Here is a 22,279-nt window from a genome sequence, read left to right as displayed (position 1 = left end):
CCCTGCGACGAGGCGTCTGTCAAGCGTCGCCGCCCACCTGCTCGACGCCTGCAACGGCAGTCGGGTCGTCGATGCGGAAGCGGGTGAACGCCTCACGGGCCTTCTCAGGCGGCACCGAGCCGCGCTGGGCCAGCGTCTGCAGCACCGACACCACGATCGACTCGGCGTCGATCTGGAACACCCGGCGAGCTGCCGCGCGCGTGTCGGCGAAGCCGAATCCGTCGGCACCGAGCGACTGCCACGGTCCGGGCACCCAGCGGGCGATCTGGTCGGGCACGGCGCGCATGTAGTCGCTGACGGCGACCGTGACGGCACTGCTGTCCATGAGCCGCGACGTGATGTACGGCATCTTGCTGTACTCACCGGGGTTGTTGAGGTTCCACTTCTCGGCGGCGATCGCGTCGCGCGCCAGCTCGTTCCACGACGTGACCGACCAGACGTCGGCGGCTACGCCGTAATCGTCCGCCAGGATCTGTTGGGCACGCAGCGCCCACGGCACGGCCACGCCGGACGCCATGATGCGCGCCGGCACGCCGTCGCCGGACGCCTTGCGGTAGATGTACGCGCCCTTGAGCAGTCCCTCGACGTCGACGTCCTCGGGCTCGGCCGGCTGGTTGAAGGCCTCGTTGTAGACCGTCAGGTAGTAGATGACGTCCTCGCCGTGCGGGTGGGTGTCGGTCGTGCCGTACATCCGCTCGAGGCCCTGCTTGACGATGTGGCTGATCTCGAAGCTGAACGCGGGGTCGTAGTGCACGACCGCGGGGTTGGTCTGCGCGATGAGCGGCGAGTGGCCGTCGGCGTGCTGCAGGCCCTCGCCCGTCAGCGTCGTGCGTCCGGCGGTCGCGCCGATCAGGAAGCCGCGGGCGAGCTGGTCGGCCATGGCCCAGATTGAGTCGGCCGTCCGCTGGAAGCCGAACATCGAGTAGAACATGTAGACCGGGATCATCGGCTCGCCGTGCGTCGCGTACGAGCTGCCGGCCGCGATCGCCGACGCCATGGCACCGGCCTCGCTGATGCCCTCGTGCAGGAGCTGGCCCTGCGCCGACTCCTTGTAGGCCAGCAGCAGCTTGCGGTCGACCGACTCGTACGTCTGGCCGGCCGGGTTGTAGATCTTGGCCGACGGGAACATCGAGTCCATGCCGAACGTGCGGTACTCGTCGGGCGCGATCGGGACGATGCGACGTCCGATCTCGGGATCCTTCATGAGGTCGCGGAGCAGACGGACGAACGCCATGGTCGTGGCGATCTGCTGCTTGCCCGAGCCCTTCTTGAGCTCTTCGTAGACCTTCGGGTCGGGCAGCTTGACCGGCGTCGGGTCGACGACGCGCTTGGGCAGCGACCCACCGAGCGCCTCGCGGCGCGCCTTCATGTACTGGATCTCTTCGCTGTCGGGGCCCGGGTGGTAGAACGGCGCGATGTCGCTGCCGTCGATCTGCTCGTCGGTGACCGGGATGTTGAGGCGGTCGCGGAAGCCCTTGAGGTCGTCCTTGGTGAGCTTCTTCATCTGGTGCGTCGCGTTGCGACCGGCGAACGACTCCAGCAGCCAGCCCTTGACGGTGTGCGCCAGGATGACGGTCGGCTGGCCCGTGTGCTTCTGGGCGGCCTCGAACGCGGCGTAGACCTTGCGGTAGTCGTGACCGCCGCGGGGGAGACGCTCGATGTCGCCGTCGGTGAGGTGCTCGACCATCTTCTGCAGACGCGGGTCGGGACCGAAGAACTTCTCGCGGTTGTAGGCACCCGTCTCGACCGAGAGGGTCTGGAACTCGCCGTCGGGCGTCCGGTTCATCTGGTTGACCAGCGTGCCGTCGGTGTCGCGGGCGAGCAGATCGTCCCACTCACGTCCCCACACGACCTTGATGACGTTCCAGCCCGCGCCACGGAACGTGGACTCGAGCTCCTGGATGATCTTGCCGTTGCCGCGCACGGGACCGTCGAGCTGCTGCAGGTTGCAGTTGACGACCCAGGTCAGGTTGTCGAGCTCTTCGCGTGCAGCGACGCCGATCGCGCCGAGCGACTCGACCTCGCCCATCTCGCCGTCGCCGAGGAACGTCCAGACGTGCTGCTGGCTGGTGTCCTTGATGCCACGGTTGTGCAGGTAGCGGTTGAAGCGCGCCTGGTAGATCGAGTTGATGCCGCCGAGGCCCATCGAGACCGTCGGGAACTCCCAGTAGTCCTGCATGAGGCGCGGGTGCGGGTACGACGAGAGGCCGTTGCCGGCACCGTGCGAGTGCTCCTGACGGAAGCGGTCCATCTGCTGCTCGTCGAATCCGCCCTCGAGGAACGAGCGGGCGTAGATGCCGGGTGCCGCGTGGCCCTGGAAGTAGATGTGGTCGCCACCGCCGGGGTGGTCCTTGCCGCGGAAGAAATGATTGAAGCCGACCTCGTAGAGGCTCGCCGCCGACTGGTACGACGCGATGTGGCCGCCGACGCCCAGCCCGGGACGGTTGGCGCGCGACACCATGACGGCGGCGTTCCAGCGGATGTAGGAGCGGATGCGGCGCTCGATCGCCTCGTTGCCGGGGAACCACGGCTCGCGCTCCGGCGGGATGGTGTTGATGAAGTCGGTGCTGCGCAGAGCCGGCACGCCGACGTTCTGCTCGCGGGCCCGCTCGAGGAGCTTGAGCATGACGTAACGAGCACGACTGCGTCCGCGGCTGTCGACCATCTCGTCGAGGGAGCTGAGCCACTCAGCTGTCTCGTCGGGGTCGATGTCAGGCAGTTGGGTCGGGAGACCCTCGTGGATGACGGGCGGACGTTCCTGGCCGGATTGCGGCATGTTCACTCCCAGTTGTCTTGTGGACGTGTCCATCATTCCACCTCCGGTTCGCTACTGTGATACCGGCAACCCATGCCGATGAACCTACTTTTGAGTAGGTTTTTGACCAACGCGAGGAGACATACCGGTGGACGCGGGCAAGCTGGGCTTCGGTCCTGACACCGTCATCCAGGAGCTGGGCTGGGATGAGGACGTCGACGAGGAGCTGCGTGTCGACGTCGAGCGTCACACCGGCAACAATCTGGTCGACGGCGACATCGGCGACGACGTCGATGGCGTCATCCTCTGGTGGCGCGACGGCGACGGAGACCTGACCGATGCACTGGTCGACTCCCTGACCGATCTCGTCGACGGCGGTTCCGTGTGGCTCCTCACGCCGAAGGTGGGCCGCGACAACTACGTCCCGGGTGCCGATGTCGTCGAGGCCGCGGAGGTCGCCGGACTGTCGGTCACCACGACGTCCTCGGCCACCGCCGACTGGGCCGCCACTCGCCTCACCGCCCAGAAGCGCTGAGACCGAGGGCGCTCCGCGCCCGAGCGTCGTCCCGCCCGGGACGTCATCACATCAGTACCTGAGTTGGCACGTCGGTGATGACGTCCGCAGCCCAACGACGGAGACGGCACTACGCTCGTCGCATGACTCTCTCCATCGGCGATGCCGCACCCGACTTCACCCTCAAGAACCAGCACGGTGAGGACGTGACCCTGTCATCGTTCCGCGGCGACAAGAACGTCGTGCTGGTGTTCTTCCCGTTCGCGTTCAGCGGCATCTGCACGGGCGAGCTGTGCGAGATCCGCGACAACCTCGGCGACTTCGAGACCGAGCACGCCGAGGTGCTCGCCATCTCGTGCGACCACTTCTTCTCCAACCGGGCGTTCGCCGATCGCGACGGCTACACGTTCTCGATCCTCAGCGACTTCTGGCCGCACGGCGACGTGTCCCGCGCGTACGGCACGTTCAACGACGGTGCCGGTGCCCCCAACCGCGGAGCGTTCGTCATCGACCGCGAGGGAACGCTGCGCTGGCAGGTCGTCAACGGCATCGGAGACGCCCGCAATCTCGCGGATTATCGGGCTGCTCTGGCCGATCTGGCCTGACACCCGAACTGCTTTCCCTAAATCTTCCTGAAATGGCTGCGGCTGAGCCCGGCCATGCGCTTTGATGAGGGTGCTGCGGCTGCCAGGGACCCGAGACCTTGGCAGCCGCGGCGTTTTTCGTGGGTTCGTGGATGCGGTCGGCACCCGGCCGTTGCGGTAGTGTGCCGCTGATCCTGAGGGCGAATAGCTCAGCTGGTCAGAGCATCCGGTTTACACCCGGAAGGTCGGGGGTTCGAGCCCCTCTTCGCCCACCGCTACAAATCGCTGGCATGCCGGCGAGTCCCGCCGATGTGGTTCGGCGTGCAGGCCCAGTCTCGGAGCCGCGACCAGACAAAACGACCAAACTCGGTCGATTTACTGCCTGGAATGGCAGCCAAATGTTGTCACCGGTATGCCGCCCATCGCTGCGGTATTCGGGGTTACACTGGTCCCACAACATCTGCTTGCGGGCTGTGCACCACACCAGGGCCGGACATCCGGACGAACCAGACTAGAGACAAAGCATCGTGCCACCGCTACCCCTGCTGCACCGACGACGTCAGAAGAGGTCGGTCCAGGAAGACTCGTAGACGCTGACGTGGCGTTGAGCGGAACCCATCACGGGTTCTCGGCTCGACGCCTTTGTCGTTTCGGGAACCCTCCGCCCGGGAGGACACCGCAATGTCACGTACACCAAGCATTTCGAAGGACGAGATTTTTTACTCCGTCCGTAGCGCCGCTGAGCGCTCCAACTTCAGCGAAAGCACGATTCGTCGCGCTATCCGAGACGGCGAGCTTCAGGCACTCAAAGTGCGAGGCTCCATCCGCATTCGTAAGTCCGCGATGGACGCTTGGCTGCTGTCCGGTGAGTAACGCGACCACCGCGTCCAGGGTTGGTGGTCGTCGTGGCTAGGAAACTCAGCAAGCGTCACAGTCGAGAACTGGTCGAGGGCAGCGGCATCAGCACTGACGTCATTGACGCTCGTGGCTACGAGACAGTCAGGGAAAAGGCACGGTTCCTCGAGTTCGAGTACGAGTCATTTCAATGGACTGGCCCCGGCCTACTTATCCCGATCAAGGACGCAGACGGGCGGGTTGTCGGAAGTCAGTGGAAGGCCGACGAGCCGCGAGTTCATGACGTCACTGACGGCGACGGAAAGGTCACGAAGACCAAGTCGTTGAAGTACGACAACCCCATGGGCTCTCGCGTCCGTTTGGACGTCCCTGTCGGTGCCGCTGCGGGGTTGGGCGATGCATCGGTGCCACTCTTTATCACCGAGGGTGCGAAGAAGGCTGACGCAGGGGTGACGGCAGGTCTCTGCTGCATCTCGGTCTTGGGCGTGTGGAACTGGAGAAGCAACGGGGAACCGCTCCGGGATTGGGACCACATCAAGCTCAATGCCCGCGAAGTGTTCATCGCCTACGACAGCGACGTCATGAAGAAGGCAGAGGTTCAGAGCGCCCTGGACGCCCTGACGGCTTTCCTCACCGAGAAAGGCGCGCGGGTTGCGTGGGTGGTGCTGCCCGATCGGCCGAGTCTGGCTGGCGAGAACGCGAAGGTCGGCCTCGACGACTGGCTGGTCGACAACGACATGGACCCTGCTGGGCTCGGTCAGTTCGTCCGCCGCCCTGAGAGCAACATCAGAGTGAATGATGTGCCGCTGCCTGTCATCACGCGCCAGGCAATAGCGGCACTTCACGTGAACAACGAGCCGAAGCGACTGTTCTCCCGTGATGACCTGCTGGTCGAGGCTCGTGCTACCGGCTTGCAGGAGGTCGTCAAGGATCGTCTGACGTTTCTTTTGGGTGAGTCGGCCAACTGGCATCGCGCTACCGAGAAGGGCCGAAAGCCGGTTCCTCCGCCTCCGTACGTCACGGCGAACGTCCTTGCCGCTGGGCAGGAGTACTGGGCATTCGATCTCCTGGACCGAATTGTCACGACTCCCGTGTTCGCGGCGGATGGCACTCTTCGGACGGAGCCGGGCTACCACGCGCCGAGTCGGTCGTACTACCTGCCGCCAGAGGGTCTAGAGATTCCTCGCGTCAGCACCGCGCCGAAGAAGAGAGAGGTGCGCGAAGCGAAAGCCCTGATCCACGAACTGTTTCAGGACTTTGCCTTCGTTGACGACGCCGATCGCGTCCACGCATGGGCCTTGCTCTTGCAGCCATTTGCCCGAGAGTTGATCCGTGGGGTCACGCCGCTGTACAGCGTGCAGGCTCCAAAGCAAGGCACTGGCAAGACGCTTCTCGTTCAGTCGGCCCTAGCGCCGTCCGCGGGCGTGGTGGATTCGTATGCCGAGCCACACGGCGACGAGGAGATGGAGAAGCGGCTCACTTCGGTAATTCGTGAGGCGGCACCCGTCGTCTTCTTCGACAACATTGACCGGAAGATCCACTATCCGTCGCTTGCGTCGGCGTTGACTAAAGCCACCTGGTCGGGCCGGGTGCTGGGGAAGTCGGCCACGGTGACGATGCCCATCCAATGCACGTTCGTCCTGACCGCCAACAATCCGCAGTTCTCGGAGGACATCAAGCGTCGGGCGGTGCCCATCCGCCTAGATGCGCGCGTCGAGGATCCGAGCCGTCGGGAGAACTTCACTCTGAGCCTGCCTGCCTGGGCATTGGAGCGTCGCGGGGAACTCGTGTGGTCGGCCTGCACGCTGATCGCGTCCTGGGTGGCTGCTGGCAAACCAAAGCCTGACGCCGACACGGCGGTCATCGGCTCGTTTGGAGCGTGGCGGCGCGTGATGGGCGGCATCGTTGAGCACGTCGGGCTGCCGGGCTTCCTCGGCAACCTTGACTCCAAGACAGCGGACAAGCCGCTTGATGCCGAAGCGTTTGAACTGATCTGCGCACATGCGGTCAACAAGTACGGCGACGGGCAGCCGTGGTTCGCCGGCGACTTGGCGGAGCACATGTTTCTGGCCGATGTGGAGCTCGACTTCGGTCGTAGGTACCGAGATTCGTCAGAACTGGCCTCGGTACTTGGGAGCTTCCTGCGGACACGTCGCGGCCAGATCGTCTCCGGGTATCGACTTGAGAAAGGCGAAGTCCGCCGAAGCCGAGGGTTCATGTGGCGCTTCTCAAGAGCGGACGTCAACCGATGACCCCACTCATGTACAGACCTGCACTTAGGTGCACGCCGTGTGCGGCCTGCTATTGGAGGGATTCTGTAGCCGATGTACGTCATGTACCGCGTTTAGCCTGCTGCCAGATTCGCCCTCCCGCTGCGGGGAGTGACTGCTTCTTACGCGTTAAAGCACGGCAACTACTACATCAAGTACAGAAGTACAGAAATGACCGGAATTGCAGTGAGCATCAGGTCTGTAGGTGCCAAAACCATGTACAGACACGTACAGAAGTGAGGGTTTGAGATGGGTAAGCGTCAACGCCGTGCTCTTGACGGCGAAGTTGAGAAGCGAAGGTGCACGGCGAAGAAGAAGGACGGCACCCCATGCAAGCGTCCACCTATCAAGGGCGGGAACGTCTGCATGAGCCATGGCGGCGCTGCCCCACAGGTCCGGCGCAAGGCCAACGAGCGACTGCTACAGGGTGTGCCAAAGATGCTGACGGAGTTGAAGCGTCTCGCGACCGACGAGACCATTCCTGCCAACGTCCGACTGGCTGCTGTTCGGGATTGGTTGGACCGTGCGGGCATCGGCGAGGCCGACAAGCACGAGCTGCTACTCACGACGCCGAAGTGGCAGGAGGCTCTTGATGACATCTTCGCGGAGTACAACCCCGACATCATTGACGGCGAAGTGGTGGATGAATACGAGAACGCGAACTACCCAACCTCCAAGGCCAAGCCTCTAATTGGTGAGCGGCCAACGCCTTTCCCCACGGCCAAGCACAGCCCGCCGCTCTACACCCCGCCAGTGCCATGACCCGTCCACCGGCCCGGCTCGCAGAATCGGGCCGTAGAACGCGGAATAGGTGTCGGGCAACCCGTTGCGCCAGCGGCACGGTCTTCGCCCCTGCACGGCCTTGCCGGGTGCCGGAGGAAGGCGAGTTTGGTCGCGCCTTTGGTCAAACACGAGAAGGCGCGGCGTTTGTGCAGGTAGGCGGCCTGCGACCTTCCGTGCGCACGAGCGATGTCGAGATGGAGCGCCTCGGATCTAACGCTCCAGACGTTGGGCTCTGTAGGTGTTGCTCGCTCGACCAAACGAACCAGAAGCGAGGCATCTCATGACCAAGAGCGAGCGCGGGGCGCACGTCCCGAAGAACGTCAAGAACATCCGCGTCCGCACACGTGCCGATGGATCAATCCGTGGCTATGAGGTGCGCTACCGAGATCCACTGAAACGAGACTCGCGCGGTTACCCGGCTGTGCGCGGCAAGGTGCTGCCCACATTGGCCGAAGCCCGAGAATGGCAACTCAGGAACTCCGTTGAAATCCTCGACGGTGACTACGTCGACGCTGACCGACTCAAGACCAAGTGGCGCGAGGTTGCGGACGAATGGCTCGACGTTCGCCGGGTCAAACTGCGGGCACGCACGATCAGCGGCTACGAGAACGTCCTCAAGAACTGGCTGTCGGAGTGGGACGACAAGACCATCGGCAGCATCACCACGCGTGACGTACGCGCGATCATCCGGAAGGTGCGCGCTGCTGGCCGCGCCGTCGGGACCGAGCATCACGTCTACGACACGTTGAACGGTGTCCTGAAGTTCGCGGTGCGCGACGGGTACATCAAGAAGAACCCTGCGGCCACGGTGCGCGAGGACCTGCGCGGGACAGCAGAGAAGGACTACGTAGGACAGGCGCTCACGATCGAGCAGGCCGAAGCGATCGTGGCGGCTCTGCCTGAGGGACGTTTTCGAATGTACGGACTCGTCGGTCTCTGGACGGGTATGCGAGCGGGGGAGTTGGCAGGCCTACGGGTGCGCAACATCAACTTCGACAAGCTCACGATTCAGGTAGACGAGACCGTCGAGGACGTGAAGGGGCACTTGCGTCCTGGCACGACGAAGACGCGGAAGTCCAAGGGTCGCCGCATCCCCGTGCCCAGCGCGATCATCGTCGAGATTGCCGAGTTCATCGAAGGTGCTGGACTCGCCGGCGACGACTACGTGTTTGCGGTCCCTGGGAAGTTGTTCAGCCACGCGAACTTTTACGACCGCCAGTGGCAGCCTGCCTGCGCTGAGGCCGGTCTAGCCGGCACGCGCTTCCACACGCTGCGCCACACGTTCATCACCCTGCGGGCTCGTGAGGGTGTGCCGGTCCACTTGCTCATGGCGTGGGCAGGGCACAGCAACATCTCAACGACGATGATCTACACGCACGTCTTCGAGGACGACCCGAACGATCACGGTGTTGCCGAGCGCATCTTCAGCGCCGAGCGGCGCGAGGTGATCAAGCCGGAACTGCGACTAGTTGAGGTGCAGGCAGGCTAAATCTGCTGGTCGTCGAAAGGCTTGCTCATATCCCAGTAGGAAGCGAACACACCCTCGAGTTCGGCGAGGTTGCTACTAAGGCTCATCTCTGAGTGTTGACCCGTGTAGATCGCATTGACGTTGGGGACATTACGAGCGGAGTTCTCGGCCAGGATCCAACGATCATGCGTGCCCTTCATGAGTGAGCTGTCGATCGTATGCCAGCGCAGATCGACCCCTCGGCCAGAGAGTTCTCGGACGAGGTCGCGATAGTTGCGTATGGGACGGCGGCCCTCGTGATCTGCGAGGCGAAGCGACAGAACGTGCACTTCCTTGACCAGCGTGCCGTCCACCGCCTCCCAGATCGCATCGAAAGCGACCGGCATAAAGTGCTTGTCGAGCCAGTGAACGTGTCCGGTGGCTTCCCCAAGAAGCCGTCTCAACCACGCCTTGTTGCCGTACGGCGTCTCGGGGGCGATGAAGATGCTCCGCGGCGGAAGCGCTGCACCCACCGCGGAATCCAGCACCTTGATCGCACCAGACTTGGGCGTGTATTCGATCACGTCGGCGGTGTGCATCAGTGTGAGCATCGCGCCAAGGGTTCTGTCAGTCAGTCCCTCACCCAGACCATGGTGACGCAGAATCGAATCTGCCTTGTCGCGATCCGCGCGGTCGAGCCCGAACAGCAGTTGGGCAACTGCAGCCGCAGGCGGATAGTCAAGGAGCGCAGCGTGGAGCACCGCTGTGGCCGTCGCGAAGTCTTCCTTGATGAACCGAGCGTGAAAATACTGCTGCCCGGCGTCCGTGACATCTGAGAGATCGCTGGTAACTAACTGCAGATCTCGCAAGAAGCGCAATTGCTTGGCATCGCCCGGCTTCGCACGCCGTTCAGCGAGTCGTAGAAGCGCGTCTTCGTAAGCGGGCCAGCCGCGATCAGGCAGAGCCAAGATCGTCACCGGCCTCCGGCTCCCCGAGGTCGGCGGCGAGCAGCCCTGCCTCGGTAACGATCTTTGCGACAGCGCCGAACGCTCCAGCGGTGAGAGGCTCACGCGAACGAATCTCAAACGTGACCTCGCCATGTGTGGTCAACCAGGTCTGTCGGACGACGACGGGTGCCTGTCCGGGCGCGGATGGGGGTACTGCGCCCTGCCCACTTCCTGCTCCTCGCCCTCGGGTTTGCAAGGAATCGTCCTCTGAATCCTCAACCTCCGGCTCGACCTCGGCTCCCTCGACCTCACCTGGCACCTTGAACGTGACGCTTCCCGCGTCATCGGATGCAGTGGCCAGGCCTGCGGCGACAGCGCTAGAGGCGATCGACTTGGCGAACATTCCTGAACTCTCAGACGAAACCTCGAACTCGACCACAGCGTGCTTCCTGAGGTCGGCAGGGGAGTAGACGACGCCCTTCGCCATCTCCTGATAGAACCGCTCCATGATGTCGCAGCTCGTGAACGCGGAACGCGTGGCCGCAGCGATGCTGGCAGCGTCCTTCTCAAGGATCAACGGTCGGCTCGAATCGGTGATCGTCACGCGGTCACCATTCACGGAGACCAGTTTCCAGTCCTTGAACGATGACAACTTCTGCTTGAAAGGTCCGCTGTTTGCGGAAGTGTGGCCGCAGTACTTCGCAAACGCTCCAAGGCTGTGCTCCATGCCATGCTCACCCGCCGACTTGATGATCGTGATGGCGTCGGGAAGCGGCAGCGTGGGAAAGCTCTTGCTTCGCTTCTTCTTGTCGCCAGAGACTTTTGCGGCGGTCTCTTCTGCGGTCGCCTCGGCAACCTTGCCCTTCGGCCCAACCGGCATTCTGATCTCCTTGGTTCGAAATGAACTCTCAAGGTTAGATCGTACTCCCAAGTTCAGACAGAACGCGAGGACACACCAGAGCTTCGCTCTGAGTAAGCGAAGGTCGGTCGGTCGCTGACCTGCACGGATGCAGATTGCTGGCCCATTCGACCAGTGTCGCGACCAAACTGCGCCTGTGGGCAGGCTGCTGGTGCGCGCCACCACATGCCACGCCGCCGCTACCTCGGTGTAGAACGCTGAGCAGCATGGCGGTCGGGCCAGCGCGCCTGCCACAACTCTTCAGCCGTTAGCGGGCCGATCTAGTCGTCGTCATCGTCGTCGTCCTCATCGAGCTCGCCTTCCCAGGCCTCGCGGCCCTCGTTGATGGCGAAGAGGGCGATGACGAATCCGGCGACCGGGTCGAGCCAGGCCGCACCTGTGAGCGCAAACAGCCCCAGGCCGATGAGCGTTGACACACTCAGAAGGACGCAGATGCGCGTCTCGGCCGCGTCAGCGAGGATGAGCGAATCGTTAAGGCGGCGGCCCACCCGCATCTTCGCGGCAGCAAGCACGGGCATGACAATGACTGAGGCGACGAGCAAGATGATTCCGACAACCGAGTTCTCAGGTGTCTCGCCAGACACAAGGTTCCTGATTCCTTCGATCGTGACGTAGGCGGCCAGGATGAAGAAGGTCACCGCAACGAACTTGAGAGTGCGACGCTCTTTGGCTTCGTCGGTCTGACCCGACCTCAGACGAGCCGCGAGACGTAGGCCCACCAGAACTGAAGCGGCAGACTCGATGCCCGAGTCCAGTCCGAATCCGACGAGCGACACGAGGCCCGCCAGAAGGCCGACAGTGATTGCCACTGCTCCCTCGATGACGTTGTATGCCACCGTGAACTGAGCCAGTCGGAGCCCGCGAACGGTGAGCGCCCGGCGCTCCTCGTTGGAGAGTTCGGGCGCTCCCGGCAGGTTGTCTTTGTTTTCGCTCATGGGTTCGTGCTCCTAGTTCCAAAGTTGACGCAACTTGATACGGCTTCGCCGGTTGCTTGAAGTAGTCCGTCCGCAGCAGCGAGTACCGCGCGCGTCAGGTTCGGTTCGGTCAGCGAGTAGACGGTGGCGCGCCCCTCAGAGCGCGACGACACCAGTCCGCAGTCGCGCAGGCAGGCCAGATGTGTTGACACCGTGGACTGCGCTAGGCCTAGGTGCTTCGTGACGTCGACAACGCGACGTTCCTGAGAGGCAAGAAGTTCAAGGATGGCGAGCCGTGAAGGGTCCGCGAGTCCTCGGAATAGGCAGGATGCAGCCGACTTTGCTGTGGCTTCCTCAGCCGTGTCTAACATCGTCACTTCTCGATGTTATCGAGATTCTCGATGCGTCGTCAATCGACCGGGCAGCCAACTGGCTCACCCGGTCGTTGATGTGGCGCGTCAGGGCAGTTTGCCCTCGACCACGCTGATGATGACCTGCTTCTCGCCCACGGTCCACTTGTCCCTGTGCTCGCCGGCTTCGATCTCCTGAGCCAGTTTTAGGTTCGTTTCCATGCGGCGCACGGTGGCGATGGACGTATTGAGGTCTTCGGCAATGGCGTTGATCGTCTCGCCCTTGACGCGGCGAGCGACTACGGCCTCCGCATCCTTGCGCTGAGGGGTGCCGGGGGCGAGATACGGCAGGCTCCGCAGGGTGCCGTTCTTGCGCTTGCGCACGAGCTTCACGACTCCGAGCGACGCGGCCTCCGTAAGAGTCTTCGGCTGTGGCGCGACGGGTGCAGCCTTCTCGGTCTTGGTGCTGGTGGCCTCGGTGGGCTTGGTCTTCGTGGTCGCGGTCATGGTGTGCCTCCCGGCGTCTGAGAGTCGGGCTCCCTGCTCGACGTGAGCCACCCTGCAGAGGATCCCTGCGAATGTTCAGAAGAAATCTGTCTCGCCATTCGGAAACCTGCCTCGAAGTCGCGCTGCGTGAGCACATCTCTGACGACGCCTGACAGGTCGGCGGGGATCAATTGGGCCGTGATCTGAGGGAGTTTGCGGCGGAGTTGATGGGACTTGGGCGGTGGTCGAGTGTGAAGGAACGGAGACCCAATCGGGTCGGATCTAGGAGGACTCATGGCAGCCAAACAAGTTGACCTCAGTGAACGATTGACCGATGAGGCAATCAGGATGCTCGAAGGCATTAAGGAGGGCGGATGGTCCAAGAATGATCTACGGGAGGTGAAGCGACTGCTCACGAGCGCCTGCCGCGCTGCACGGTTGCAGTACGAGTTGACCACTCATCTACCCATCGTGTGGGACCACCTTCTCGCGTCCCCGTCTGTTGAAGCCCACGCGCGCGCGAGGTAAGCGCTGGCGCGAAGCGTAGAGGCAAAGTTGGGGCGGGCTGCGCACGTGAGCCCGCCCCGCTTTGGTCGATACCGTGGTCGAACCGACGAGGCGGCGCGCGTCCGAGCGGTGAAGTTGTGGCTAGACCCTCGGCGTACGAAAGCGATGGCATCTAACTCGACCCCGACTGGCGGTGCTGGTCGGGGTCGAGGTGGTCAGGGGAGCAGGTTCGCGTGCTCGCGCCTAAACCGCGTGACCTCGGCGTTGGAGATGGTGCCGTTGTCGTTGGTGACGAGCACGCCGTCTTCGATCCATTGCTTGATCGATGAGGCGGGCCAGCCGGTCTGCATCTCCAACTGGCCGATGCCGACGCCGTTCGTGTATTGGTGCGACGGGAACCCTGTGCGCTTTGCCATGGGCCGTTCCTTTCCTCGGTGGCTGACCAGTACACAGAACCGGCGAGGCGCTCAGGGCGATGTGCGTGGCTGCCCTCGTCTCGTGCTTGCCGGACGCCGCGAGTCGCCAAGCTCTCAGCCTAGAAAGTTCAGGCCGATCTGCCAGACCCGGCGCTGTCTTCCCCAGGCTTAGTCGTAGGCCCGAAACGCAAACAGGGCCACAAGCGAAAGGCGGTGCACGGCATGGGGCGACCAAAGGCATTCGACGTGACATTGAAGGTTCGGATCACAAGAACTCAGGAGGCCTCGCTAGAGGTTCTGAGCGAGTGGACCGGGCTCAGCAAGTCGGACATCATCCGCGAAATGTTGAACTCCGATGTAGTCCATGGGTTCTTCCGGGAGCGGCTGGCCGGGACCGTGGATCAGGGGTTGGCCGAGCTCGATGCCGAACGGTAGCCGCCCCATTCGCGAGGTCCTGAGTGCCGAGGAAATCAGGGATCTGTTCATGCGCTCCTACGCGGTCCACGAGAAGCACCGTCAGCGCGAGCACGACATCGAGCAGCAACGACAGCAGGAAGCTCTTCACACCGAAGCAAGGAGACGACGACCGATGACCAACACCATCAGCGGGCTGGGTGACCAGATCCAGGCAGCGCTGGCAGCCACCCGCCACGCCCAAGACAAGGCTCTGGCCGAGCGCCGCCGCGAGCGCGAACTCGCAGCCGCCAAGGACGAGATGCGCGCCGCCCGCCTCAGCAACAACCGGATCGGAGGCTGACATGTACGCCGACGACCAGGTCGCAGAACTCATGACCTTCGCCAACATCCCCGCAAACGTGATCGAAGCCGCGAAGCAGTTCCCCGAGCACGTCAAACAGATCGAGAAGTCCAAGGCGCAGGAGCGCATCGCTAACCGCCGTGCCGTTGACCGCGAGAGGCTGACCAAGGCGTCGCAGGCAGTCGACCAGGACCACCGCCGACTGGAAGAACTGTCCGCGCTGGTCGAGTCGGGCAAGAAGACTTCGGCATCGGTCATCGACGAGGTGCAGAAGATCGAGTCGCGGCTTCGCGCGGCACAACGCCAGCACGCCGCACTGGAGAACTCCGAGGCCCAGTACCAGGCCATCGAGGCGGACCCGGTCGCGTACTTCGACCAGTTCTACAGCACCTACCCGGGTCTTCGAGACCGCCGTTTGAACCTGCGCGTGTACCTCGCTGAGCGAGGACTGTCCCGCTAACCGCAGAGACCCCCGGCGTGGGGGAGTTGGGCTCCGTCACGCCGAGGGTCGCCACCAGGAAGGGCCTATCAGCCATGAAGAACACTACGGAGCCCAACACCCGCATCACCGCGATCCCGGCTCCCTATCTACACACCGACATCCAGGCACTGCTCGACACCCACGCAGTCCGCATCGATGAGACAGCCAAGGGTCACGGCTCGTGGAACCACCCTGACGTCGTCATCCTCCGCCGAGCAATCCGGGCGTGGCTCCGTCACTTCGACCTGCTGACCCACCACGGCCACGCGATCCCGCTGTACTGGCTCCACGACTGGCTGACCCACGGGCGCTACGTCGGCCCTAGAACGCCGAACCCGGACGCGGCTTGGGCTGCGCACCAAACCCTTGTCTCGGCGCTCAACCAGCCGAACAGCGGACTTGGCATCGTCCCTAAGCGATCGACGCAGCTCGCCTCATGATCCGCCGACAGGCACTCGGTGAAACGAGCGCCGTGTGCCTGTCGGCTCTCCACCCCAACGGCTCGACCCCACGCGCTTGACGACGTGGGGCCGAGTTGTCCCGACCGGGAAGAAGGAAACACGTGCAGCATACGGAGCGCCCACCCTGCCCAGAGGGCAGTACAGACCAAACTTCGACCACAGGTCAGGTGTGGTCGACCGTATTCACGGGCTGTCAGCCTGTGCACTCGACCTCGCAGACGTCGCGTCGCAAGCCGTCGAAAATTACTGCAAACAGAGCGAGTTTCGGGGTTCTGTGTAGCAAACTTGCTGCGGTAGAGCCGGGTTTTTACACCCGGAAGGTCGGGGGTTCGAGCCCCTCTTCGCCCACCGTTCGATGGTGCTGACGTGCTGTGGGAGCCGCCGCTAGCCATTCGGTGTTTGAGGGCGATCGCGTGTCGCAATCTCGAGGCACCTACGGCCCCGTCGCCTCGGCGCGGTGGATGTGCGTGGACATCGGGCAGTGTGAGTAGGTGATGAGGAAGTAGTCACTCACTGCGCGATCGACGAGGAGTGCGAGCATCCGTCGGGCTTCAAATGGGCCAGGACTAATCCTTCCATCGCGACCTGCTCTGGCGTCAGCCCGCGTGCCTTGGCGCATGAAAGACGTGCTCGTGCAGGAGTGGGTCATTCTCGACGAGCCAGTCGGAGACGTGCCACAGATCAGGCAGTCGCCAATGCTGCAGCGCCCGCTCTCGGTCGAGTGGATGGGCACCGGTTGCTGTGTCCACGACGGTGGGAGCGATCAATGAAGCGGCCATCTGTGTCTGTTGCGCGACGTAGCCGTACCGGATCCCGAAGATGACGTTGTCGGTGTAGTCCGCGTCGTCCCCGAAGTCGCCCACGACGATGTTGAGGATCATCTCGCGTCCGTGCGGAAACCAGTCCGCCCAGTAGATCGCGTGGGCATCACCGTGGTCGAGCACAAAACCGGTCGTGCCCTCGTGCACTTCGGCGCAGCTGGCGCACGTCGTCTCACGGTGGGTGGGCGCTCCGTCGAACGAGAAGTGATGCTCGTCATGCGTCGCTGCTGCGCGTCTTTGGAACCACCCCATGTGACGACCGTAGCCCGCGACACGGATGCCTTCGACCGGTCGGTCGTTGAGTCACTCCTGTCCCACGCGTAACTTTTGCGGTGGCACCCGACCGGGGGTGCCCCGCCTCGAGGGATCCCCCATGAACAGCTTCATCCGCGTGCGCGCACTCCCTGCCCTGTCGATGGCGACCCTCGCCCTGGTCGCGTCCGGGCTCGCCCTGCCCGCCGAGGCGGCGACCAGCACGGGCAAGGTGCAGGGCGTCGTCTCCCTCAATGGCACGCCGGTCGACAGCGCACGGGTGCAGCTCTACGAGCGTGTCGATCCCGACCCGGGCGGCGACATCGAGGGAACGTTCACGCGCATCCGCACGGTCAACACCGACAGCGACGGCCGCTACTCGTTCGCGGGCCTGAAGTCGAAGAAGGACCCGAAGTACGGCGAGGAGATCTACGACTACTCGATCGCGGTCAGCGACCGGTCCGGGACGATCGTCCGCACGGGGCGCGCCATCGATCAGAAAAAGGGACGCACGGTCACCAAGAACTTGCACGTCAAGGCCGCGGCGATCCTCACCGGAGTGGTCACGACCGCCGATGGGCGTTCGCCCGCAGGTCTGACGATGGGCGTGCCCCTCGACCTCAACCAGGACGGGTCGGACTTCAGCATGTTCTACCCGGAGAGCACGACGACTGTCCGCAGCGACGGCCGATTCGTCCTGGCGGGACTGCCGGCGTCGTCCTTCTACGACGGCGTCTACGTGGCGGACGGACGGTACGCCAAGCAGTGCTACGACTTCGTGACCACGAAGCTGGCCGATTGCGCTCCCGCAGACCCGACCCTCCGCCAGCAGCAGCGCCTGGCGATCGGCGCGGGCGAGGTCCGCGCGCTCCCGAGCGTGCAGATGACGGTGTTCGCGCCGCCGACGACGAGGCTGACCGGCAAGGTCACCGACACGTCGGGCCGTCCCCTGAAGGGCATCGCTGTCGATGTCAACTCGGGGCCGGCCGACGACCAAGGGGTGTCTCGGTCGAGCGGTCGCTTCACGATCGCCTCGGGCCTCCCGGCGGGGCCCTACGGCGTCCGCTTCTACGACCCCAAGAACGTCTGGGCCGCGGCCACCGGACGACCGGTCGTCGTCGTTCCCGGGCAGCCGATCGGCGGCCTGGACGTCGCGCTCAAGTCGGTCGCGACGGTCAAGACCGGCAAGAAGGGCGGCCGGGGCACGGCCAAGATCGCGGTCATGATCACCCGCAAGGCATCGGGCAGCGCACCCGGCGGCACCCTGACGGTCTCGTTCGGGGAGAAGTCCCGCACCGTCACGGTCACGAAGGGCCGGGCGACCGTCACGCTGACCGGTCTGCCGGCAGGTACCGCGTCGCTGGACGTCGTCTACTCCGGCACCGCGAGCACGGCAGGGTTCGCCAAGAAGGCCCGAGTCGCAGTCGAGTAGACGCCGTGGAACTCGTTCCGTGACACGTTGTCGGCACCTTCACCCCGGGCGTACCGTTCGATCACGGCGCTCGCAGGTGGGTGCCCTGATAGAGGGGGAACCATGAACCGATCTGTCCACGTGCGCGCTGTGCCCTTGATGGTCGCCGTCGTGGCGCTCGTCGTCGCGGGCCTGATGGCACCGGCGACCGCCGCGACCAGCGCCGCGAAGCTCAAGGGCGTCGTGACGCTGTCGGGTGAGCCGATCGGCTTCGCCAGGGTGCAGCTGTTCCGCGCCCCTCAGGACGAGGACGGCGCAGACGACGCGGTCCCGCAACGGATCAAGACCGACAACACCGACAGCCAGGGCCGCTACTCGTTCTCCGGTCTGAAGGCGAAGGGCTACAACTACACGATCCTGGTCACCGACCGCACGGGACGGACCGTCAAGACGTCCAGGACGGTCTACCTCAAGGCCGGCCGCACGACCACCAAGAACGTCCACATGGCGATCGGGGCGACGCTGCGAGGCAAGGTCACGACGGCCGACGGACGCTCACCGGCGGGCCTCACGTTCGGGGTCTACGACGCCTCGTCCGAGGTGCTCCCCGACTACGCATTCCTCCACCCGGCCACGACGACGACGATCGCGGCCGACGGCACGTTCGAGCTGGCGAACCTTCCGGTCAACCCCGACTACAACGAAGCGTTCGTGGCCGACGGACCCCGCGTCAAGCAGTGCTACGACTTCGTCGCCAGCACGCTGGTCGACTGCCGGCAGCGCAACGCCGACGACGTGCAACGTCAGCAGGTCTCGCTCGTCGCCGGCGAGGTCCGCACGCTGCCGACCGTCACGGTCACGAAGTTCGCCCCGCCCGTGACCACCGTCAAGGGCAAGGTCACCGACACCTCCGGCACCGCGCTCAAGGGCATCGCGGTCCGGATCTTCGCTGACGACCCCGACGCCTACGTCGACGACAAGGCGACGACGCGTTCGAGCGGACGCTTCACGCTCGCCGACGAGCTGCCGGCCGGCACCTACAAGGTGCGGTTCGACGACCCGGAGAACCTGTGGGCGTCGCAGTACCTCGGCGGCGGCCCCGACAAGTCGGTGCGCCAGACCATCACGGTCACGCCGGGCCAGCCGATCGCCGGCCTCGACACCCGTCTGAAGTCGCTCGCGACCGCGAAGGTCGCCTCCAAGGGCGGTGACGGGACGGCCAAGGTCGCGTTCCAGATCAAGCGCAAGGTCAGCGGATCGGCACCCAGCGGCACGGTCAAGCTGTCGTTCGGCGGCGTCTCGAAGACCGTCACGGTGGTCAAGGGACGCGCGACGGTGACGCTGAGCGGCATCCCCGCCGGCACGCGGTCGTTCGTGGCCGACTACTCCGGCACCTCGAGCACCGCCGGTTTCTCCAAGGTCGTCAAGGTCACGGTGAAGTAGCTCCGCCCATGACGAATAGCCGCACGCAGCTCGTCGCGCGGCTGCGTGCTGCGGGCAGCGTGTTCGCCGAGGACGAGGCAGACGTGCTGCTGGGCTCCACGACCTCGCCGGACCATCTCGAGGAGATGGTCCGGCGGCGGGTCACGGGAGAGCCGCTCGAGGTGGTCGTCGGGTGGGCGGAGTTCTGCGGGCTCCGCATCGAGGTCGACCCGGGCGTCTTCGTCCCGAGGGCGAGGACGGCCGTCCTGGTCGAGCACGGTGCAGGTCTGGTACGCCCCGGGCACGTCGTCGTCGACCTGTGCTGCGGGACGGGAGCGGTCGGCGTCGCCCTGCTGCACCGGGTGCCCGGGCTCGTCCTGCACGCCGCCGACATCGAGCCTGCCGCGGTCGCGTGCGCCCGCCGCAACGTCGAGCCTGTCGGCGGACGCGTGCACGAGGGTGACCTGTTCGACGCGCTCCCGGCCGAGCTGCGGGGACACGTCGACCTGCTCGTCGTCAACGCCCCGTACGTGCCGACGGACGCCATCGCGTCGATGCCACCGGAGGCACGTGACCACGAGCCCCGGGTCGCGCTCGACGGGGGAGCGGACGGCGTGGACGTCCACCGCCGTGTCGCGGACGGTTCACGTGACTGGCTGCGGACCGGCGGGCACCTCGTCGTCGAGACGAGTCGACGGCAGTCGTCGACGACCGTGGCGGCCTTCGAGCGCGCCGGGCTGGTCGCGCGCACCGTGACGTCGGACGACGTGGACGGCACCGCTGTCGTGGGCTCCTGACACGATGCACGTATGCCTTCGACGACCGACACCGCGTCCGACGCCACCGCCGCGCTGCGCCGCCTGACGAGCCGCGACGACGCGGTCTTCCACGACGGACAGCTCGAGGCGATCGAGGCGCTCGTCGACGGCCACCGCCGGGCCCTGGTCGTGCAGCGCACGGGGTGGGGCAAGTCGGCGGTCTACTTCATCTCGACCCTGCTGCTGCGCCAGCGCGGTGCCGGTCCGACGCTGCTGGTCTCGCCGCTGCTCGCCCTGATGCGCGACCAGGTCGCCGCCGCAGCCCGTGCTGGCGTGCGGGCCGTCGCGATCAACTCGGCCAATCCGCACGAGTGGGACGAGACGCGCGCCAAGCTGGCGGCCGACGAGATCGACATCCTGCTGGTCTCGCCCGAGCGCCTCAACAACCCGCGCTTCCGCGACGAGCAGCTGCCCGCGCTGATCGAGCGCATGGGCATGCTCGTGGTCGACGAGGCGCACTGCATCTCCGACTGGGGCCACGACTTCCGGCCCGACTACCGGCGGCTGGCCGAGCTCATCGCCCAGCTGCCGGCCGATCTGCCGGTGCTCGCCACGACCGCGACGGCCAACGCGCGGGTAGTCACCGACGTCGCCGAGCAGCTCGGTGCCGCAGGCGACGTGCTGACGATCCGCGGCTCGCTGGCCCGCACCTCGCTGCGCCTCGGCGTCCTCGAGCTGCCCGGTGCCCGCGACCGCCTCGGCTGGCTGCTGAGCCACCTGGCCGAGCTGCCGGGCAGCGGCATCATCTACGCGCTGACGGTGTCGGCGGCCGAGGACACCGCCCGCCTGTTGCGCGAGGGTGGCCATGCCGTGCGCGCCTACACGGGGCGCACCGATCCCGAGGAGCGCGAGCAGCTCGAGGGCCAGCTCAAGGCCAACGAGCTCAAGGCGCTGGTCGCCACGAGCGCGCTCGGGATGGGCTTCGACAAGCCCGACCTCGGCTTCGTCATCCACCTCGGTGCGCCGTCGTCTCCGGTGGCCTACTACCAGCAGGTGGGACGCGCCGGCCGTGCCACCGACAACGCCGACGTCCTGCTGCTGCCGGGCCGCGAGGACAAGGACATCTGGACGTACTTCGCGACCTCGTCGATGCCCAGCGAGGAGCGCGCCGCGGCGGTCATCGGCGAGCTGAGCGACGTGGCGCTGTCGACCCCGGCACTCGAGGCGCGGGTCAACCTGCGGCGCACCCCGCTCGAGCTGCTGCTCAAGGTGCTCGACGTCGACGGTGCGGTGCGCCGCGTGCAGGGTGGATGGATCGCGACCGGTCAGCCGTGGGTCTACGACCGCGAGCGCTACGAGCGCATCGCAGCCGCCCGCGACGCGGAGCAGCGCTCGATGCTGACCTACCAGCACGATTCCACGTGCCGCATGGAGATGCTGCAGCGCGATCTCGACGACACCACGGCAGCGCCCTGCGGCCGGTGCGACAACTGCGCCGGGCCGTGGTTTCCGACCGGGGTCGACTCCGCCGCCACGCAGGTCGCCTCCGGCACGCTCGACAAGGTCGGGGTAGAGATCGAGCCTCGCGCCCAGTGGCCCACGGGTGCCGAGCGCCTCGGGGTCGAGGCCAAGGGCAAGATCCCGGCCGACGACCGGGCCGAGGCGGGCCGCGCGGTCGCACGTCTCACCGATCTCGGCTGGGGAGGCGTGCTGCGCGAGCTGTTCGCGGCCGGTGCCCCCGACGGGCCGATCAGCGACGAGCTGCTGGGTGCCTGCGTGCGGGTGCTGAAGGACTGGGGCTGGGCCGAGCGTCCGGTCGCGGTCGTCAGCGTGCCGTCACGGTCGCGGCCGCAGCTCGTCGACTCCATGGCGAGGGGCATCGCCCGCATCGGCCGGCTGACCGACCTGGGGTCGCTCGACCTCGTCGGCGAGGGCGCTCGCGGCGGTCCCGGCGGCAACAGCGCCTACCGGCTCGCAGACGTCTGGGGACAGCTGGCCGTGGGTCCTGCTCTGGCCGAGCGGCTCCCGTCCCTGGGCGGCAAGCCCGTCCTGCTGATCGACGACCGGGTCGACAGCCGCTGGACGCTCACGGTGGCCGCGCGTGAGCTGCGCCGCAGCGGAGCCGGGGCGGTGCTGCCCCTCGTGCTCGCCCAGGTCGGGTGACGTCGG

At 65.4% G+C, this 22,279-nt stretch carries 21 protein-coding genes and 1 tRNA gene; 14 read left to right on the top strand and 8 right to left on the bottom strand.

Annotated elements, in window-relative coordinates; translation table 11 throughout:
- Positions 1-19: 19 nt before the first annotated feature.
- Positions 20-2,776 (bottom strand): pyruvate dehydrogenase (acetyl-transferring), homodimeric type, encoded by a 2,757-nt coding sequence (gene aceE, locus JOF40_RS18125; RefSeq protein WP_129182464.1) that lies wholly within the window; start codon positions 2,774-2,776, stop codon positions 20-22.
- Between the two features lie 127 nt (positions 2,777-2,903).
- On the opposite strand from aceE, the gene JOF40_RS18120 reads away from it, so the two are divergent.
- The 7 genes from JOF40_RS18120 (at position 2,904) to JOF40_RS18090 (ending at position 9,250) form a co-directional block, all read left to right on the top strand.
- Positions 2,904-3,290: a DUF3052 domain-containing protein gene (locus tag JOF40_RS18120; protein ID WP_129182462.1), complete on the top strand. Its 387-nt coding sequence runs from the start codon at positions 2,904-2,906 to the stop codon at positions 3,288-3,290.
- Between the two features lie 122 nt (positions 3,291-3,412).
- Complete coding sequence (locus tag JOF40_RS18115) at positions 3,413-3,874, top strand: peroxiredoxin (RefSeq protein ID WP_129182460.1); 462 nt, start codon at positions 3,413-3,415, stop codon at positions 3,872-3,874.
- A 177-nt stretch (positions 3,875-4,051) separates the two neighbouring features.
- A tRNA-Val gene (locus JOF40_RS18110) sits at positions 4,052-4,125 on the top strand.
- 409 nt (positions 4,126-4,534) lie between these two features.
- Positions 4,535-4,726, top strand: a complete 192-nt coding sequence (locus JOF40_RS20415; protein WP_129182458.1) for an excisionase family DNA-binding protein — start codon at positions 4,535-4,537, stop codon at positions 4,724-4,726.
- A gap of 32 nt (positions 4,727-4,758) precedes the next feature.
- Positions 4,759-6,960, top strand: coding sequence for a DUF3854 domain-containing protein (locus JOF40_RS18100; protein WP_129182456.1), 2,202 nt, complete (start codon positions 4,759-4,761; stop codon positions 6,958-6,960).
- Between the two features lie 267 nt (positions 6,961-7,227).
- Positions 7,228-7,740 (top strand): HGGxSTG domain-containing protein, encoded by a 513-nt coding sequence (locus tag JOF40_RS18095; RefSeq protein ID WP_129182454.1) that lies wholly within the window; start codon positions 7,228-7,230, stop codon positions 7,738-7,740.
- A 301-nt stretch (positions 7,741-8,041) separates the two neighbouring features.
- Entirely contained in the window at positions 8,042-9,250 is a 1,209-nt protein-coding gene (locus JOF40_RS18090) for a tyrosine-type recombinase/integrase (RefSeq protein WP_129182452.1), read from the top strand.
- On the opposite strand, the gene JOF40_RS18085 is transcribed toward JOF40_RS18090, so the two are convergent.
- The 6 genes from JOF40_RS18085 to JOF40_RS18060 all read right to left on the bottom strand — a co-directional run bounded on the left by JOF40_RS18085 (position 9,247) and on the right by JOF40_RS18060 (position 13,747).
- Positions 9,247-10,185: a hypothetical protein gene (locus JOF40_RS18085; protein WP_129182450.1), complete on the bottom strand. Its 939-nt coding sequence runs from the start codon at positions 10,183-10,185 to the stop codon at positions 9,247-9,249. The genes JOF40_RS18090 and JOF40_RS18085 overlap by 4 nt on opposite strands.
- A complete protein-coding gene (locus JOF40_RS18080; protein WP_129182448.1) occupies positions 10,163-11,035 on the bottom strand; it encodes a hypothetical protein in 873 nt (290 codons plus the stop codon). The genes JOF40_RS18085 and JOF40_RS18080 overlap by 23 nt, the downstream gene beginning before the upstream one ends.
- A 299-nt stretch (positions 11,036-11,334) precedes the next feature.
- Complete coding sequence (locus JOF40_RS18075) at positions 11,335-12,009, bottom strand: cation diffusion facilitator family transporter (protein ID WP_129182446.1); 675 nt, start codon at positions 12,007-12,009, stop codon at positions 11,335-11,337.
- On the bottom strand, positions 12,006-12,359 hold the full coding sequence (locus JOF40_RS18070) for an ArsR/SmtB family transcription factor (protein WP_129183369.1): 354 nt from the start codon (positions 12,357-12,359) through the stop codon (positions 12,006-12,008). Before JOF40_RS18070 ends, JOF40_RS18075 begins: the two co-directional genes overlap by 4 nt.
- 87 nt (positions 12,360-12,446) lie before the next feature.
- The gene (locus JOF40_RS18065; RefSeq protein WP_129182444.1) at positions 12,447-12,845 is read right to left on the bottom strand and encodes a hypothetical protein; all 399 of its coding nucleotides are present in this window, start codon (positions 12,843-12,845) and stop codon (positions 12,447-12,449) included.
- A gap of 701 nt (positions 12,846-13,546) precedes the next feature.
- Positions 13,547-13,747 (bottom strand): hypothetical protein, encoded by a 201-nt coding sequence (locus JOF40_RS18060; protein ID WP_129182442.1) that lies wholly within the window; start codon positions 13,745-13,747, stop codon positions 13,547-13,549.
- Positions 13,748-14,168: 421 nt separating this feature from the next.
- Between JOF40_RS18060 and JOF40_RS18050 the strand changes: the two genes are divergently transcribed.
- From JOF40_RS18050 to JOF40_RS18040, 3 genes are all read left to right on the top strand, one after another.
- Positions 14,169-14,504, top strand: a complete 336-nt coding sequence (locus JOF40_RS18050; protein ID WP_129182438.1) for a hypothetical protein — start codon at positions 14,169-14,171, stop codon at positions 14,502-14,504.
- A 1-nt stretch (position 14,505) separates the two neighbouring features.
- Positions 14,506-14,964 carry a hypothetical protein gene (locus JOF40_RS18045; protein ID WP_129182436.1) on the top strand — a complete coding sequence of 153 codons (459 nt, stop codon included), beginning with the start codon at positions 14,506-14,508 and terminating at the stop codon, positions 14,962-14,964.
- Between the two features lie 74 nt (positions 14,965-15,038).
- Positions 15,039-15,425 carry a hypothetical protein gene (locus JOF40_RS18040; RefSeq protein WP_129182434.1) on the top strand — a complete coding sequence of 129 codons (387 nt, stop codon included), beginning with the start codon at positions 15,039-15,041 and terminating at the stop codon, positions 15,423-15,425.
- Positions 15,426-16,042: 617 nt separating this feature from the next.
- Here JOF40_RS18040 and JOF40_RS18035 read toward each other — a convergent pair.
- Positions 16,043-16,519, bottom strand: coding sequence for a hypothetical protein (locus JOF40_RS18035; RefSeq protein ID WP_129182432.1), 477 nt, complete (start codon positions 16,517-16,519; stop codon positions 16,043-16,045).
- Between the two features lie 121 nt (positions 16,520-16,640).
- On the opposite strand from JOF40_RS18035, the gene JOF40_RS18030 reads away from it, so the two are divergent.
- From JOF40_RS18030 to JOF40_RS18015, 4 genes are all read left to right on the top strand, one after another.
- Complete coding sequence (locus JOF40_RS18030) at positions 16,641-17,951, top strand: carboxypeptidase regulatory-like domain-containing protein (protein ID WP_188111774.1); 1,311 nt, start codon at positions 16,641-16,643, stop codon at positions 17,949-17,951.
- 102 nt (positions 17,952-18,053) lie between these two features.
- Positions 18,054-19,373, top strand: a complete 1,320-nt coding sequence (locus JOF40_RS18025) for a carboxypeptidase regulatory-like domain-containing protein (protein WP_129182428.1) — start codon at positions 18,054-18,056, stop codon at positions 19,371-19,373.
- Positions 19,374-19,381: 8 nt separating this feature from the next.
- Complete coding sequence (locus tag JOF40_RS18020) at positions 19,382-20,149, top strand: putative protein N(5)-glutamine methyltransferase (RefSeq protein WP_129182426.1); 768 nt, start codon at positions 19,382-19,384, stop codon at positions 20,147-20,149.
- 12 nt (positions 20,150-20,161) lie between these two features.
- Positions 20,162-22,273: a RecQ family ATP-dependent DNA helicase gene (locus JOF40_RS18015; protein ID WP_129182424.1), complete on the top strand. Its 2,112-nt coding sequence runs from the start codon at positions 20,162-20,164 to the stop codon at positions 22,271-22,273.
- Positions 22,274-22,279 lie beyond the last annotated feature (6 nt).

This window comes from Aeromicrobium fastidiosum (assembly GCF_017876595.1).
GTDB classification, from domain to species: domain Bacteria; phylum Actinomycetota; class Actinomycetes; order Propionibacteriales; family Nocardioidaceae; genus Aeromicrobium; species Aeromicrobium fastidiosum.
Note: the sequence above shows the minus strand (reverse complement) of the source record. Positions and strands in the feature narration are given on the sequence as shown.